The organism is Bradyrhizobium sp. CCBAU 51745 (assembly GCF_028128715.1).
GTDB classification, from domain to species: Bacteria; Pseudomonadota; Alphaproteobacteria; order Rhizobiales; family Xanthobacteraceae; genus Bradyrhizobium; species Bradyrhizobium manausense.
The window spans coordinates 56,470-70,513 of sequence record NZ_LBJP01000078.1 but is presented as its reverse complement, the minus strand read 5'-3'; the positions used below and the strand labels follow the sequence as shown (position 1 = coordinate 70,513).

The 14,044-nt window shown below is 65.7% G+C and carries 13 protein-coding genes; 8 read left to right on the top strand and 5 right to left on the bottom strand.

What is annotated here, in order from left to right:
- Positions 1–10 precede the first annotated feature (10 nt).
- The 4 genes from XH98_RS20810 to XH98_RS20795 all read left to right on the top strand — a co-directional run bounded on the left by XH98_RS20810 (position 11) and on the right by XH98_RS20795 (position 3,656).
- Positions 11–520, top strand: a complete 510-nt coding sequence (locus XH98_RS20810) for a hypothetical protein (RefSeq protein WP_271598396.1) — start codon at positions 11–13, stop codon at positions 518–520.
- A gap of 97 nt (positions 521–617) precedes the next feature.
- Entirely contained in the window at positions 618–1,310 is a 693-nt protein-coding gene (locus XH98_RS20805) for a response regulator transcription factor (protein WP_057744614.1), read from the top strand.
- Entirely contained in the window at positions 1,297–2,385 is a 1,089-nt protein-coding gene (locus tag XH98_RS20800; protein ID WP_271598397.1) for a sensor histidine kinase, read from the top strand. Before XH98_RS20805 ends, XH98_RS20800 begins: the two co-directional genes overlap by 14 nt.
- Positions 2,386–2,414: 29 nt before the next feature.
- Positions 2,415–3,656 carry an amidohydrolase family protein gene (locus XH98_RS20795; RefSeq protein ID WP_271619735.1) on the top strand — a complete coding sequence of 414 codons (1,242 nt, stop codon included), beginning with the start codon at positions 2,415–2,417 and terminating at the stop codon, positions 3,654–3,656.
- A gap of 10 nt (positions 3,657–3,666) precedes the next feature.
- Here XH98_RS20795 and XH98_RS20790 read toward each other — a convergent pair whose 3' ends face one another.
- Entirely contained in the window at positions 3,667–4,038 is a 372-nt protein-coding gene (locus XH98_RS20790) for a response regulator transcription factor (RefSeq protein WP_220006170.1), read from the bottom strand.
- Positions 4,035–4,901, bottom strand: coding sequence for a S1C family serine protease (locus XH98_RS20785; RefSeq protein ID WP_271619734.1), 867 nt, complete (start codon positions 4,899–4,901; stop codon positions 4,035–4,037). Before XH98_RS20785 ends, XH98_RS20790 begins: the two co-directional genes overlap by 4 nt.
- 180 nt (positions 4,902–5,081) lie before the next feature.
- Between XH98_RS20785 and XH98_RS20780 the strand changes: the two genes are divergently transcribed.
- The 3 genes from XH98_RS20780 (at position 5,082) to XH98_RS20770 (ending at position 9,679) form a co-directional block, all read left to right on the top strand.
- A complete protein-coding gene (locus tag XH98_RS20780; RefSeq protein WP_271619733.1) occupies positions 5,082–6,047 on the top strand; it encodes a VOC family protein in 966 nt (321 codons plus the stop codon).
- Positions 6,048–6,147: 100 nt separating this feature from the next.
- Entirely contained in the window at positions 6,148–7,023 is an 876-nt protein-coding gene (locus XH98_RS20775; protein ID WP_271619732.1) for a dihydrodipicolinate synthase family protein, read from the top strand.
- A gap of 334 nt (positions 7,024–7,357) precedes the next feature.
- Positions 7,358–9,679, top strand: a complete 2,322-nt coding sequence (locus XH98_RS20770; protein ID WP_271619731.1) for a xanthine dehydrogenase family protein molybdopterin-binding subunit — start codon at positions 7,358–7,360, stop codon at positions 9,677–9,679.
- A gap of 195 nt (positions 9,680–9,874) precedes the next feature.
- Here the strand turns inward: XH98_RS20770 and XH98_RS20765 are convergent, their stop codons facing one another.
- Genes XH98_RS20765 through XH98_RS20755 form a run of 3 tightly spaced genes read right to left on the bottom strand, consistent with a single transcriptional unit; the run spans position 9,875 to position 13,089 of the window.
- Positions 9,875–11,071: an acyl-CoA dehydrogenase family protein gene (locus tag XH98_RS20765; RefSeq protein ID WP_271619730.1), complete on the bottom strand. Its 1,197-nt coding sequence runs from the start codon at positions 11,069–11,071 to the stop codon at positions 9,875–9,877.
- 12 nt (positions 11,072–11,083) lie between these two features.
- Positions 11,084–12,232 (bottom strand): acyl-CoA dehydrogenase family protein, encoded by a 1,149-nt coding sequence (locus XH98_RS20760; RefSeq protein ID WP_271619729.1) that lies wholly within the window; start codon positions 12,230–12,232, stop codon positions 11,084–11,086.
- A gap of 5 nt (positions 12,233–12,237) precedes the next feature.
- Complete coding sequence (locus XH98_RS20755) at positions 12,238–13,089, bottom strand: enoyl-CoA hydratase (protein ID WP_271598408.1); 852 nt, start codon at positions 13,087–13,089, stop codon at positions 12,238–12,240.
- Positions 13,090–13,263: 174 nt separating this feature from the next.
- Between XH98_RS20755 and XH98_RS20750 the strand changes: the two genes are divergently transcribed.
- Positions 13,264–13,872, top strand: a complete 609-nt coding sequence (locus XH98_RS20750) for a LemA family protein (RefSeq protein ID WP_220006177.1) — start codon at positions 13,264–13,266, stop codon at positions 13,870–13,872.
- Positions 13,873–14,044: the final 172 nt, after the last annotated feature.

Genomic DNA, 14,044 nt, shown 5'->3' with positions numbered 1-14,044 from the left:
GGATGCTTCGATGGACAACAGGCTTCTCAAGGGCCTCGCTGCGGGAGCGATCGCTGCAGCGATGGCGCTGGGCTCACCGGTGCTGGCCCGAGGTGGCGGCGGAGGCGGCGGAGGCGGCGGTCACGGCGGCTTCGGCGGTGGTGGTCACTTCGGTGGCGGCGGCATGCGCGCCGGCGGCTTCGGCGGCATGCATGTCGGCGGCATGGGCGGTGCACACTTCGCCCATGTCGGTGGGCCGGGCTTCGGCGGAGCTCGCTTCGCGCATGTCGGCGGACCTGGCTTCGGTGGCGTGCGTTTCGCCCATGCGGCGATCGGGCCGCGCTTCGTCGGCGGCGGCTGGCACGGCAGGCCCTTCATCGGCCGTCACGCCTTCTTCTTCCGGCATCATCGCTTCCACCGGTTTGCCGTGTTCGGCGCGCCCTTCTACTACGCCAACTATTACGACGACGGCTGTTGGCGCAGGAGCTGGACGCCCTATGGCTGGCAATGGGTCAATGTGTGCGGGGACAGTTGGTACTAGCATCGCCGGTCCGCACCATTGTCGCGATCGCCACCGGGTGGTTCCGCTCAGCCCCGGAACGGGATAATCTGGTGGCGATCGTCGCGCGGAGTTTGTCATGACCGGAGGCCATCGCCGCATCCTTGTCGTCGAGGACGATCCGGAAACCGCAGGCCAGCTCGTCGAGGAACTGACGACATCAGGCTATGAGGTCGATCTCGCTGCCACAGGGCGCGAAGCCCTCAGCCACGGCGCCGCACGCGACTATGCCGTCATCACCATCGACCGCATGCTGCCCGACATCGATGGCATCACCGTGATGCGGCAGATGCGCGACGACGGCGTTGCCTCGCCGTTCCTGATCATCTCCGCACTCGGCGAGGTCGACGAGCGCGTGCGCGGCTTGCGTGCCGGCGGCGACGATTACCTCGTCAAGCCGTTTTCCTTCGTCGAGCTGCTCGCGCGCCTCGAGGCCCTCGGCCGCCGCAGCGAGACCATCGCCAAGGAAACGATCCTGCGCGTCGGCGACCTCGCCGTCGATTTGATCGCGCGCAATGCCAGCCGGCGCGGCCGCAAGATCCCGCTGTTGCCGCGCGAATTCCAATTGCTCGAATATCTCGTCCGCAATGAAGGCCGCGTCGTCTCCCGCGCGATGCTGCTGCAGCACGTCTGGGACCTGCATTTCGATCCCTCCACCAACATCATCGACGTCTATGTCGGACGCGTCCGCCGCAAGGTCGACGATGCCCAGGCCTATCCATTGATTCACACCATCCGCGGCATCGGATATTGCCTCCGTGCTCCTGGCTAACACGCTCCGGTCCTCGACCTTCCGCCTGGCACTGATCGCGATTGCGATCTTCGGCCTGATCGTCGCGGCGATCATGGCTTACGTCTATGTCGGCACGCTCGCTTATGTGCGCAGCCGCGTCGGCGATGCCGGCGACCACTCCGGCTTCGTCGCGATGCTCGAGCTGGCGACGATCGCCGTCGCCGTGCTGCTGGTCGTGCTGTCGGGCGTCGCGGCCGTGCTGGTGACGCGGCGCACGGTCGGACGTATCGAGGAGATCAATGCCACCAGCCGCGCCATCATGCTCTCGGGCCTCGACCGGCGCATTCCCTTGCGCGGCAGCCATGACGAATGGGACCGCGTCGCCGAAAACCTCAACCAGATGCTCGATCGCATCGAGACGCTGATGGGCGAGGTCAAGCAGGTCAGCGACAATGTCGCCCACGATCTGCGCACGCCGCTGACGCGGATGCGGGGCCGGCTGGAAAAGGCCTATCATGCTCCGCGCAACGATGCGGCCGATGCCGCCCTGATCGGCGACACCATCGCCGACCTCGATGCCGTGCTCGGGATGTTCGCCTCGATCACCCGGATCTCCGAGATCGAGACGCGCGCCCGCCGCAGCGCGTTTCGCCCGCTCAATCTGGCCGAGATCGCCGGCGAGGTGGTTGAACTCTACGACGCCGCTGCCGAGCAGGTCGCAACGCGCCTGAGCCTCACTGGCGAGCGCGAGGTCGCCGTCACAGGCGACCGCGACCTGCTGTTCGACGCCATCGCCAATCTGGTCGACAACGCCATCAAGCATGGCCGCCCAGGTGGAAAGGTGACGGTGATCTGCCAAGGCACCGAGAGCGGCGCCTCGATTACCATTGCCGACGACGGCGAGGGCATTCCGGCCGACCAGCGCGACCACGTATTCAAGCGCTTCTATCGGCTCGAGCAGAGCCGCTACACCCCGGGCAACGGTCTGGGGCTGAGCCTGGTCGCGGCCGTGGCCCGCCTCCATGGCGCCGAGATCATGTTGCATGACAATGGTCCGGGCTTGAAGGTCCGCCTCGATTTTCCGCCGCACCGGCCCGGCACCCAACTTGCATGATCGCAAATGTATCGCGTGAGAGTCCTGCCATGCCAAGCCTGCCTGATCTCGTCATCACCAACGCGCGCATGCGCAGCCGCGAGCTCGTCGACATCGCGATGACCGACGGCGTGATCACGGCGATCAGCGACCGGCTCGATCACGCCGCGCAATCCGTCATCGATGCCGGAGGCGGCCTGGTGACGCCGGCGTTCGTCAATCCGCATCTGCATCTTTGCAAGGTCTGGACCCTGCCGATGATGTCGGAGGCGGCGCTGGAGGCCTATCAGGGCGTCGACATGAGCGAGACAGGGAAGGCGATCGAACTCGCGGCGGTGGTCAAGAGCAAGTACGACGCCTCCTGGATCATTCCGAACGCGCGGCGCGCGGTGGCGCTTGCGGCGCTCCACGGCAATCTCCATATCCGTGCCTTCGCCGATGTCGACACCAAGGCGAGGCTCGAGGGCGTCAAGGCGCTGCTCGCCATCCGCGAGGAGTTTCGCGGCGTCGTCGAGATCCAGGTGGTCGCGTTCCCGCAGGATGGCCTGTTGCGCGAGCGAGGGGCCGACGGCCTGATGCGCGAGGCGATGGCATCAGGGGCCGATATCGTCGGCGGCATCCCCTGGATCGAGGCCAACGAGCAGGACATGCGCCGCCACATCGATTTCTGCTTCGACCTTGCCGCCGAGCACGGCGCCGATATCTCGATGCTGCTCGACGACGTCGGCGACGCCAATATGCGCACGCTCGACATGATGGCGCGCGCGGTGATCGCGCGCGGCATGGAGGGCCGGGCGCTCGCTCATCATTGCCGCGCCATGGCGCTCTATCCCGAGAACTATCTTCGCGAGCTGATGGTCCTGCTCGGGAAGGCCCGTATCAGCGTCGTCAGCGACCCCCACACCGGCCCGCTGCACGCGCGGGTCAAGGAGCTGCTGGGCGCCGGGATCAATGTCTGTCTCGGCCAGGACGATATTTCCGACGCCTATTATCCGCTCGGCCGCAACAACATGCTGGAGGTGGCGTTCCTGGCCTCGCACCTGCTGTGGATGACGAAGAAGAGCGAGCTCGAGACGCTCTACGACATGATCACCACGCGCGCCGCCGCGGCGCTCGGCCTCGAGCGCTACGGCCTCGGCCTCGGCTGCGCAGCCAATCTCGTCATCCTCGACCAGGGCGACGTCACCGAGGCATTGCGCTTTCATGCGCCGCCGCGTGTCGTCATCAGCCATGGCCGCGTTGTCGATACTGACCGCATGCGGGCGCTCGCGGAGGCTGCAATTGTCCCCTGAGGCGCGCTGCTCAGAGCTCGATCACGCCGCGGCGCGCCGCGTGTGCCACCGCATCGGTGCGGCCGGTCGCATCCAGCTTGTCGAGCAGCGAGCCGACGTGGAATTTCACGGTATGCACGGAGATGTTGAGCTGGCGCGCGATCATCTTGTTGGAGGCGCCTTCGGCCATCAGCGCCAGCACGTCGAGCTCGCGCTGCGTCAGCGCGATATCCTCGGGCATGACACGCGGATCGCGGGCGACGATCGTCGCATTGGCGGCCTCGCCGGGCGCGGCAAGGCGAAGCCCCGCGACACTGCCAAGCAGTGTCGCGAGGCGGTCGGCGAGCGCTGGATCGTCGATCTCGAGCGACAGCACGATATCAGGCGAGATGTCCGCGCTCACGCCTCGGGCCTCTCGCCGATCGTGACCCTGAAGCTCGCAGGTTCGCCGCCACGGCGGACCGCAACATCGACCACCCGGCCGACGCTGGCGGGTCCCAGCGTCCGCAACAATGCGCGCACGCCTGATAGCTTCTGGTCGTTGACCGCCACGATCACGTCGCCCTGGCGGATGCCGGCGCTGGCCGCTGGACCGGCCTTGTCGACATTCATCACCATCGCGCCGATGCCGTCATCGAGCCGCAGCGGCTGCAGTCCGAGCCCGAGATATCCCCGCGCAATGCGGCCGCGCGTCTCCAGCTGGGCTGCGACCCGCTCGATCGTCGCCGTCGGAATCACCAGCACGCGCCGCGGTCCGAGCACGGCCATGCCAAAGGCCTGGCCGGAAGCATCGAGGGCAAGGCCGCCCTCCTGGCTCGAACGGAGGCGAACATCGAGCTCGATCCGCGCATCGATCTCGCCGCCGCGCAAGGAGCGCCAGCCCTGGCCTGAGACGGATACCATCCCCAGCGCCGCACTCGGCGCATCCCTGTTGGTGGCGACCACGACGGAGAGCGCACCGAGAGCGGGCACAGTCGCGGCCAGCTTGACCGGGGCAATATTGGTTTCGGCGCGTAGCAGCGCGATATCGGTCGTGTGGTCGCGGCCGACGATCGTGGCGGCAACCGTGCCGCCATCGGCGAGCACGATCTGGACATCGCCCTCGTCGGCCAGCGCCTCGTCGGCGGTGACGATCAGGCCGGGCTTCCAGACGAAGCCGGTCGAGCCGGAGCGATGCGAATGGACTGAGACAACGGACGGCGCGATCCGCGCCACGACATCCGCCAGCGCCGATGACAGCGAGGTGAGGGGGGTGAGGTCGGTCATGAAGGGCTCCCTAAGCTGTCCTCAATCTGGTACCTCGCGGGCGATTGCGAAACTGGCCGGGTGGCCAGTCCTTCAGGGCCGTAGCCGACCAACATGTGATTGGGAACCCCTCACGGCAACGTGTAGCAATCTCCCAATTGCGCCTGACGGCCCCAAACCATTTTCAGCGAGCCCCGACCGATGACCATCGACCTCACCCGCCGCACCCTGCTTCAACTGGCCGGCGCCAGCTCGCTCGCGATGGCTGCGGCCGGCGCGGCGCGCGCCGAGGGCAATCCGCAAGGCGGTGGGCCAACCTACGCCAGTCGCACGCCGATGCGGATCGGCATGGTGACGCTGCGGGTGAAAAATCTCGATAAGGTGGCCGATTACTACCGCGACGTGATCGGGCTTACCGTGATGGAGCGCTCAGGCAGCGCCGCGAAGCTCGGCACATCAGGTATCACGCTGCTGGTGCTGGAAGCTCGTCCCCACGCCGCGATCGAGCCGCACAACGCCGCCGGCCTCTACCACACCGCCTTCCTGATGCCGACGCGAAAAGACCTCGCGCGCTGGCTGGTCCATGCCGCCTCGCATCGGGTGCCGCTGTCGGGCTTTGCCGATCATCTCGTCAGCGAGTCCGTCTACCTCGACGACCCCGAAGGCAACGGCATCGAGGTCTATGCCGACCGCGATCCCTCGCAATGGCAGTGGAGCGAGGGCAGCGTGAAGATGGCGACCGACGAGCTCAACATTCCCGACCTGCTGTCGCTGACCAACACGCGCGTCAGCGACTATGCCAGGGCGCCGGATGGCCTGCGCCTCGGCCACATGCATTTGCGCGTCGGCGATCTCGCGCAGGCGCAGAGTTTTTACCATGGCGCTGTCGGCCTCGACCCGACCCGCAGTCGGGGCGGCGCCGCGTTCCTGTCGTCGGGGCGCTATCATCACCATCTCGGCATGAACGTCTGGCAGAGTGAGGGTGCCGGCCAGCGCGACGACGCGATGACCGGACTCGCCTGGTTCTCGCTGGTGACGGAAAAGCAGGACATCCTCGCCGCGCAGGAAGAGCGCCTGCGCAAGGGCGGCGCGCGCGTCGTGCAACTGCCTGACGGCGTCGAGGCCGTCGATCCCTGGGGCACGCGGGTGCGATTGCTGAAGGTGTGAGCCGCCCCGCGTGCTTGCTGGCAATAGGACCCCATGGTAGCACGCGACGTATCGTGCGCCTGCCAGACTGGACTCAGCTTCCCCCGGACTTATTCCCGACATGACCGAATTTCGCGGCGTCTTCCCCTACCTCGTCTCGCCCGTCAGTGCTGATGGCACGGTGCGGACCGATGTGCTCGCAAGGCTCTGCGACGATCTGATCGGCGCCGGTGTGCATGGGCTGACGCCGCTCGGCTCCACCGGCGAGTTCGCCTATCTCAATGCCGCGCAGCGGATGGCGGTTGTGCAGACCACGATCGAGGCTGCGCAGCGCCGCGTGCCAGTGGTGGCGGGCGTCGCCTCAACCTCGACGGCCGATGCGGTGGCGCAGGCGCAGGCCTATCAAAAGCTTGGTGCCGACGGCATCCTGGCAATCCTCGAAGCGTATTTCCCGCTTCTTGACGCCCAGGTCGAATCCTATTTCCGCAGCATCGCCGATGCCGTGGACATTCCCGTCGTCATCTACACCAATCCGCAATTCCAGCGCTCCGACCTCACGCTCGATGTCATCGCACGCCTCGCCGAGCATCCGCGTATCGGCTACATCAAGGACGCCTCGACCAACACCGGGCGGCTGCTCTCGATCATCAACCGCTGCGGCGATTCCTTGCGCGTGTTCTCGGCCTCCGCCCATATCCCGGCTGCAGTGATGCTCATCGGCGGCCTCGGCTGGATGGCGGGGCCGGCCTGCATCATCCCGCGCCAGAGCGTTGCGCTCTACGACCTTTGCCGGGCGGGCCGCTGGGACGAGGCCATGGCACTGCAGCGCCGGCTGTGGCGGATCAACGAGGCGTTCGCGCGCTTCAACCTTGCCGCCTGCATCAAGGCTGGCCTTGCGATCCAGGGCTACGACGTCGGCGATCCCATTCCGCCGCAGGCGCCGCTCACGGCCGATGCGCGCAGGGTGGTGGAAGCGGCGCTCAAAGAGTTGGCCTAGGCCTATCCGAAGTCGTCATGGCCGGGCTTGTCCCGGCCATCCACGCCTCGCCGCGCGAAAGAACGTGGATGCCCGGGACAAGCCCGGGCATGACGAATCCGTGGGTGCACATGCCGTAGGGTGGGCAAAGCGGAGCGTGCCCACGACTTTTGTCACTGTCCAAAAAGATCGTGGGCACGGCGCAAGCGCGCCTTTGCCCACCCTACGGAATCACAGCTTGACGGGACGGCATGATGAAATCGCGGATATTCCGCCCAAAACCGCGGCTGGTCTCGCATGGCTCGATCCGCTAAAAGGCTGCCCGCGTTTCAAGAGACCCTGAGGACCCCACGGAATGAACATTCTTCCCGGCAATTTGCGTTTCGGAGCGGGCCAGCCCGTCAAGCGTTTGGAAGACCAGCGGCTGCTCACCGGGAAGGGGCAATTCATCGACGACAAGCCGGAAGATGGCGCGCTGTGGTTGCACCTGCTGCGCTCGCCACATGCGCATGCGAAGATCATCTCGATCGACACCGGCGCTGCCGCGTCGATGCCTGGCGTCACCGCGATCTACACCGGCGCCGATCTGATCAAGGATGACGTCGGCACCATTCCGACGCTCAGCATCTTCAAGCGCCCCGACGGCAAGCCGATGACGGTGCCGCCGCGGCGACTGCTCGCTCATGACGTGGTGCGTTACACCGGCGAGGCGGTGGTGGCAGTGGTGGCGTCGTCGCGTGCGGAGGCCCAGAGCGCGGCCGAGGCGATTGTGGTCGAATACGACGTGCAGCCCGCCGTGGTCGATCCCGTCGAGGCCGTCAAGCCCGGTGCGCCGGTGGTGTGGCCTGAAGCGCCCGACAACATTGTCGGGGCGATGAGCTATGGCGACGCCGCCAAGGTGGACGAGGCCTTCGCCAAGGCCGCGCACACCGTCGAGCTCGATCTCGTCAGCCAGCGTCTGGTGCCCTCCGCCATGGAGCCGCGCTCGACCATTGCCGAGATCGACAAGAAGACCGGCCGTCTCCTGCTGCATGTGCAGTCGCAGACCCCGGCCTCGACCCGCGACGTGCTCGCCGAAGCCGTGCTGAAGCGTCCCAAGGACAGCGTGCGCGTGCTCGTCGGCGATATCGGCGGCGGCTTTGGCCAGAAGACCAACCTCTATCCGGAAGACGGCATCGTCGCCTATGTCGCGACCAAGCTGAACAAGAAGATCCGCTGGCGCTGCGACCGCACCGACGAATTCGTCGGCGGCACGCATGGCCGCGATCTCACTTCGACCGCGTCCTTCGCGCTGGACGAGAAAGGCAAGGTGCTGGCCTATCGCGTCAAGTCGATCGGTTGCACCGGCGCGTACTCGTCGGGCGCTGCGAACATCATTCCGCTGGTGCTTGGACCGTTCGTGCAGACCGGCGTCTATGACCTGCCGCTGGTGCATTTCGAGGTCAAGTCGGTGATGACCCACACTGCGCCGGTCGGAGCCTATCGTGGTGCTGGTCGCCCCGAAGCGGTCTTCATCGTCGAGCGCCTGTTTGACGCTGCCGCGCGAAAAATCGGCATGGATCCGCGCGCAATCCGGAAGGCAAACTACATCAAGCCCGGTCAACTGCCCTACACCAATGCAGTCGGGCAGGTTTACGATTCCGGTGCCTTCGCGCACATGCTCGATCGGGCCGCGAAGCTTGCAGACTGGGACGGCTTTGTCGCGCGCAAGAAGGCCGCGAAGAAGAAGGGCCTGCTTTATGGTCGTGGCCTCACGTCGTACATCGAATGGACCGGCGGCCGCGCCCATACCGAGAAGGTCAGCCTGCACGCGACCGCGCAGGGCCGCGTCGTCCTGCATTCCGGCACCATGGCGATGGGGCAGGGGCTGCAGACCACCTACACCCAGATGATCTCCGACACGCTCGGGATCGCCATGGACAAGATCGACGTCGTGCAGGGTGACACGGATCTCGCGATGGGTTTTGGCAGCGTCGGCTCGCGTTCGCTGTTCGTCGGGGGCACTGCCGTTGCGGTCTCCTCCAACGATCTGATCCAGAAGGCGCGCGAGAAGGCGGCCAACGTGCTGGAGACTTCGATCGAGGACATCGAATATCAGGGCGGCATGCTCACCGTGGTCGGCACCGACCGCCGCATCAGCCTGTTCGATCTCGCGGAGAAGGAGACCGGCGCCAGGCTCAGTGTCGATTCCGAAGGTGAGGTTGACGGGCCGAGCTGGCCGAACGGCACTCATATCTGCGAGGTCGAGATCGACCCTGAGACTGGCGTGTCCAAGGTCGTGCGCTACACCACCGTCGACGATGTCGGCGTTGCCGTGAACCCGATGCTGGTGACAGGGCAGATCCATGGCGGCGTCGCGCAAGGCATCGGCCAGGCGTTGTATGAAGGCGTCTCCTACGATGCCGACGGCCAGCTCCTCACCGCCAGCTACCAGGACTATTGCATCCCGCGCGCCGACGACGTGCCGCCGATCGTGGTAACGCTGGATGATTCCGCGCCCTGCCGCACCAATCCGCTCGGCGCCAAGGGCTGCGGCGAATCCGGCGCCATCGGCGGCCCGCCTTGCGTGACCAACGGCGTGATGGACGCACTCGCCGAACTCGGCATCACCCAGCTCAACACGCCACTGACGCCGCAGAAGATCTGGAAGGCGATCAGGGACGCGAAGACGAGCTAGTCGCATCCGGCTGCCGCCATAAACTCGGTGTCGTCCCGGCCTAGTGCGCAATTGCGCACTGGGGGCCGGGACCCATAACCACCGAATCCAGTTTGGCGAAGATTAGCCATGACTAGCTCGCGCCACATTCCTTCTGCGGCGTATGGGTCCCGGCCTTCGCCGGGACGACACCGGGAATGTGGCGAGCGTGTTCCCCTAAATCCCCAGCATCATCTTCGCGATAATATCGCGCTGGATCTCCGAGGTGCCGCCGAAGATCGTATAAGCGCGGCCGTTGAGATATTCCGGCACCACCGTCAACATCTCCTCGGGCAGCGCGGGCTCGTGATTGAGCTTGTAGAGCGGGCGCATCGGCTCGACGGCGAGCGCGTCATGGCCGATCACGTCGACCCCTAACCGCGTCACGGCCTGCCGGATCTCGCTGTTGCGCAGCTTCAGGATTGACGAGACCGCTCCGGGATTCTGTCCGGTCTGCAGCGCGGAGAGCACGCGCAGTTCGGTCATTTCAAGCGCGTCGATGTCGATCTCGACCTCGGAGATGCGCGTCGCGATATCGGGGCTGTCGATGGCACGCCCCGTCAGATCGGACTCCGCGAGCTCGGTGATCGCGCGCAGCCCCTCGCGCAGCTTGGCTGATGCAATGCCCGAGCCGCGCTCGAATTCGAGCAGGTATTTGCCATAGGTCCAGCCCTTGCCTTCGTCGCCGACCCGGTTGGCCACGGGCACGCGCACGTCGTCGAAGAACACCTGGTTGACCTCGTGGTCGCCGCCGATGGTGAGGATCGGGCGCGTGGTGATCCCGGGCGTCTTCATGTCGATCAGGATGAAGCTGATGCCGTCCTGCTGTCGCGGGCCGTCGCTGGTGCGCACCAGCGCGAACATGCGGTTGGCGTGGTGGGCATGCGTGGTCCAGATCTTGGTGCCGTTGATGATGTAGTCGTCGCCGTCGCGCACCGCGCGCGTCTTCAGCGACGACAGGTCCGAGCCGGAGCCCGGTTCGGAATAGCCCTGGCACCAATAATCCTCTCCGGAGAGAATCCGCGGCAGGTAGAAATTCTTCTGCTCAGGGCTGCCGAAGCCGATGATGACGGGGCCGACCATCTTCACGCCCATCACATTCACATTCGGCACGCCGGCCCGCGCGCATTCGCTCTCGAAGATCCAGCGCTGCGCCGGGGTCCAATCGGGACCGCCATATTCGACCGGCCAGCCCGGTGCGCCCCAGCCGCGGCCGTGCAGCGCGCGCTGCCAGGCCATGCCGATATCAGGATCGGAGAACACCGACGGCGTCAGAGCGGTCGCGCGCTTCATCTCGTCGGTGAGATTCTTCGCAATGAAGCTGCGCACCTCGCTCTGGAAGGCGCGCTCTTCGGCATTGAACGACAGGTCCAAGATGCGCTCCTCTCAGGCCGAAGCGGTGCTGCGGCCAAGCTCGGCGTGGCGGCTGTAGTGGTGCGCGGTGCCGCCGAACAGCGTGTCGAAGGCGACGAGCCGCTTGAAATAGGCGCCGACCTCGAGCTCCTCGGTGACGCCCATGCCGCCATGAAGCTGGATCGACTGCTCGCCGACGAAGCGGGCGCATTTACCGATCTTCGCCTTGGCGGCCGAAGCTGCGCGAGCCCGCTCAACCGGCGCGCTATCCGCCTTCAGCGCGGCGCGCAGCGCCATCGAGCGTGCCTCGTCGAGCTGGATCGCCATATCGGCGAGGCGATGGCGGATCACCTGGTTGGCGGACAGCGGCCGGCCGAATTGCTTGCGGATCTTGGTGTACTCGAGCGTGGCGTCGAGCAGCGTCTGCATGATGCCGACGGCCTCCGCACCAAGCGCAGCCATCGCGCGATCGACGGCCCATTCGATCGCCGGCAGCGCGTCGTTGCCGTCACCGAGCAGTGCATCCTCCGACAGATGCAGGTCGGACAGCTCGATGTTGCAGGCGCGCCCGCCGCCGAGGCGCGGATAGTCGGAGATTGCGAGGCCGGAGGCGGTTGCCGGCACCAGGAACAGGCCGATTCGTCCCGAGGGTCCGTGATGATCGTGCAGATGCGCGGAGACGATGATCTCGTCGGCGGCGTGGCCGTCGAGCACGGCGATCTTGCTGCCGGTCAGGCGCCAGCCGTTGCCTGACTTGGTCGCTGATGTCGCGACCTTGGCGAGATCGAACCGCGCGGCCCGCTCGGAATGCGCGAAGGCGAGCTTCATTGAGCCGTCCGCGATCTTGGGCAGGCTCGCCTGCTTCTGCGCCGTGCTGCCGCATCGCTCGATCAGCGCGGCGCCAAGCACGACCGTCGCGACATAGGGCTCGCACACCAGCCCGCGGCCAAAGGCTTCCATCAAGATGCCGACCTCGATCGGACCGCCACTGAGCCCGCCAAACTCTTCCGGGATCGGCAGCGCCAGCCAGCCGAGCTCGGCGAACTGTTTCCACACATGAGGGCTGAAGCCGAGCGGATCATTCGTCATCTTGCGGCGGTGGTCGGCATCGTAGCTCTCGGCCACGAAGCGCTCCGCGCTCTCGCGCAGCAGCTTTTGCTCGTCACTGAGATTGAGATCCATGGCGCTTATTCCGCGGCGGCCGGCTTGCGCACCGAGGGATGCAATCCGGATGGATCGACCACCATGCCGAACTCCTGAAGATTATGGGCGTGACAGAGCTGATGCAGGGCAAAGGCCTGATCGATTGCGGCGGGCTGCCCCATCACGTCGACGGAACGGTTCACCGCTTCCTTGGTCAGCTTCAGCGCAAAGGACGGCTTTGACGCGATCCGCCGCGCCAGTTCCAGCACGCGTGCGGGCAATTCCGCGCGCGGCACGACCTGGTTGACCATGCCGAGCTGATGCGCCTCCTCGGCGCTCCAGCTGTCGGCCGTGAACAGGAATTCCTTGGCCTTGCGCGGGCCGAGCTCCCAGGGATGCACGAACCATTCGACGCCGCAAACGCCCATGGTGACGACGGGGTCGCAAAACTGCGCATCATCGCTGGCGACGATGAGGTCGCAGGCCCAGGCCAGCATCAGGCCGCCCGCAATGCATTTGCCGTGCACTTCCGCGATGGTCGGCTTCGCCAGATTGCGCCAGCGCCGCGTGATCTGGAGATATATTTCCTGCTCGCGCGCAAAGCGGCCGTGGGCGTTCGCCTCGGCAAAGCCACCCCAATGTCCTATCGGCGGAAAATCTGTGCCCGCGGCATTCTTAGTCCCGGGGCGCAGGTCATGACCGGAGGAGAAGTGCGGCCCGTTGCCGGCGAGAATGATGACCTTGACCGTATCGTCCTGAACCGCTTCGTCGAAGGCGGCGTTGAGATCGTAGGTCATTTGCAGATTCTGCGCGTTGCGCGCATCGGGGCGGTTCATCACGACCCGGGCGATCGCCGGCTCCGGCCGCTCCACGAGGATGGTCTCGAACGAGGACATGGCGCGCTCCCCTGCTGTTTTTCGTCTTGTTTGTCGTGAGTTGACTATGTCGCGTGATGATAGGCAAGGGGCTTGCGTCAGCCGGCTACGTGTCGCGCGCGTCCGCGCGGGACATCTGGCGTTGTATGCGCTCGATCTGGTAGTTTGCGGGCCGATTCCACCGGGAGAAATTTGATGCGCAAGATCCTGACCGTGCTGGCGGCGCTGGCCTCGCTCAGCCTCACCAATTGCGGCTACAACGCGATCCAGAGCCAGGATGAGCAGATCAAGGCCAACTGGTCCGAGGTGGTGAACCAGTATCAGCGCCGCGCCGATCTCGTGCCCAACCTGGTGAACTCGGTGAAGGGGTTTGCGCAGCAGGAGAAGGACGTGCTGCTAGGCGTCACCAATGCCCGCGCCAAGGTCGGCAGCATCCAGGCGACGCCCGAGGTGCTGAACGATCCCGCCGCCTTGCAGAAATTCCAGGCCGCCCAGGGTGAGTTGTCCAGCGCGCTGTCGCGCCTCCTCGTGGTCACGGAAAACTATCCGCAGCTGAAGTCGGATGCGCTGTTCAAGGATCTGATGTCGCAGCTCGAGGGCACCGAAAACCGCATCACGGTCGCGCGCAACCGCTACATCAAGTCGGTGCAGGACTATAACGTCACCATTCGCTCATTCCCGAGCAACCTCACGGCGATGATGTTCGGCTACAAGGAAAAGCCGAACTTCACGGTCGAGAACGAGAAGGAAATCTCGACCGCGCCGAAGGTCGATTTCAACACCGCGCCCGCGCCGTCGAAGTAGGCGCGCTGTTACGCATGGGCTTCACCCCACCCACCGCCGTCATTCCCCGCGACCCGGCTACGCCAAGGCTTCGCCTAGGTTTCGGTCTTGGGCGCGCCGAAGCTTTAGTGCAGGCGGCAGGCGGGGAATCCAGTACGCCGCGGCTTCTCCGTATCTGCCCGGCGGATCTGGA

Excerpts from the sequence above, each read along its gene's own strand:
- XH98_RS20810 (WP_271598396.1), top strand. The coding sequence starts at position 11 with ATGGACAACAGGCTTCTCAAGGGCCTCGCTGCGGGAGCGATCGCTGCA.
- XH98_RS20805 (WP_057744614.1), top strand. The coding sequence starts at position 618 with ATGACCGGAGGCCATCGCCGCATCCTTGTCGTCGAGGACGATCCGGAA.
- XH98_RS20795 (WP_271619735.1), top strand. The coding sequence starts at position 2,415 with ATGCCAAGCCTGCCTGATCTCGTCATCACCAACGCGCGCATGCGCAGC.
- XH98_RS20785 (WP_271619734.1), bottom strand. The coding sequence starts at position 4,901 with ATGACCGACCTCACCCCCCTCACCTCGCTGTCATCGGCGCTGGCGGAT.
- XH98_RS20780 (WP_271619733.1), top strand. The coding sequence starts at position 5,082 with ATGACCATCGACCTCACCCGCCGCACCCTGCTTCAACTGGCCGGCGCC.
- XH98_RS20775 (WP_271619732.1), top strand. The coding sequence starts at position 6,148 with ATGACCGAATTTCGCGGCGTCTTCCCCTACCTCGTCTCGCCCGTCAGT.
- XH98_RS20770 (WP_271619731.1), top strand. The coding sequence starts at position 7,358 with ATGAACATTCTTCCCGGCAATTTGCGTTTCGGAGCGGGCCAGCCCGTC.
- XH98_RS20760 (WP_271619729.1), bottom strand. The coding sequence starts at position 12,232 with ATGGATCTCAATCTCAGTGACGAGCAAAAGCTGCTGCGCGAGAGCGCG.
- XH98_RS20755 (WP_271598408.1), bottom strand. The coding sequence starts at position 13,089 with ATGTCCTCGTTCGAGACCATCCTCGTGGAGCGGCCGGAGCCGGCGATC.
- XH98_RS20750 (WP_220006177.1), top strand. The coding sequence starts at position 13,264 with ATGCGCAAGATCCTGACCGTGCTGGCGGCGCTGGCCTCGCTCAGCCTC.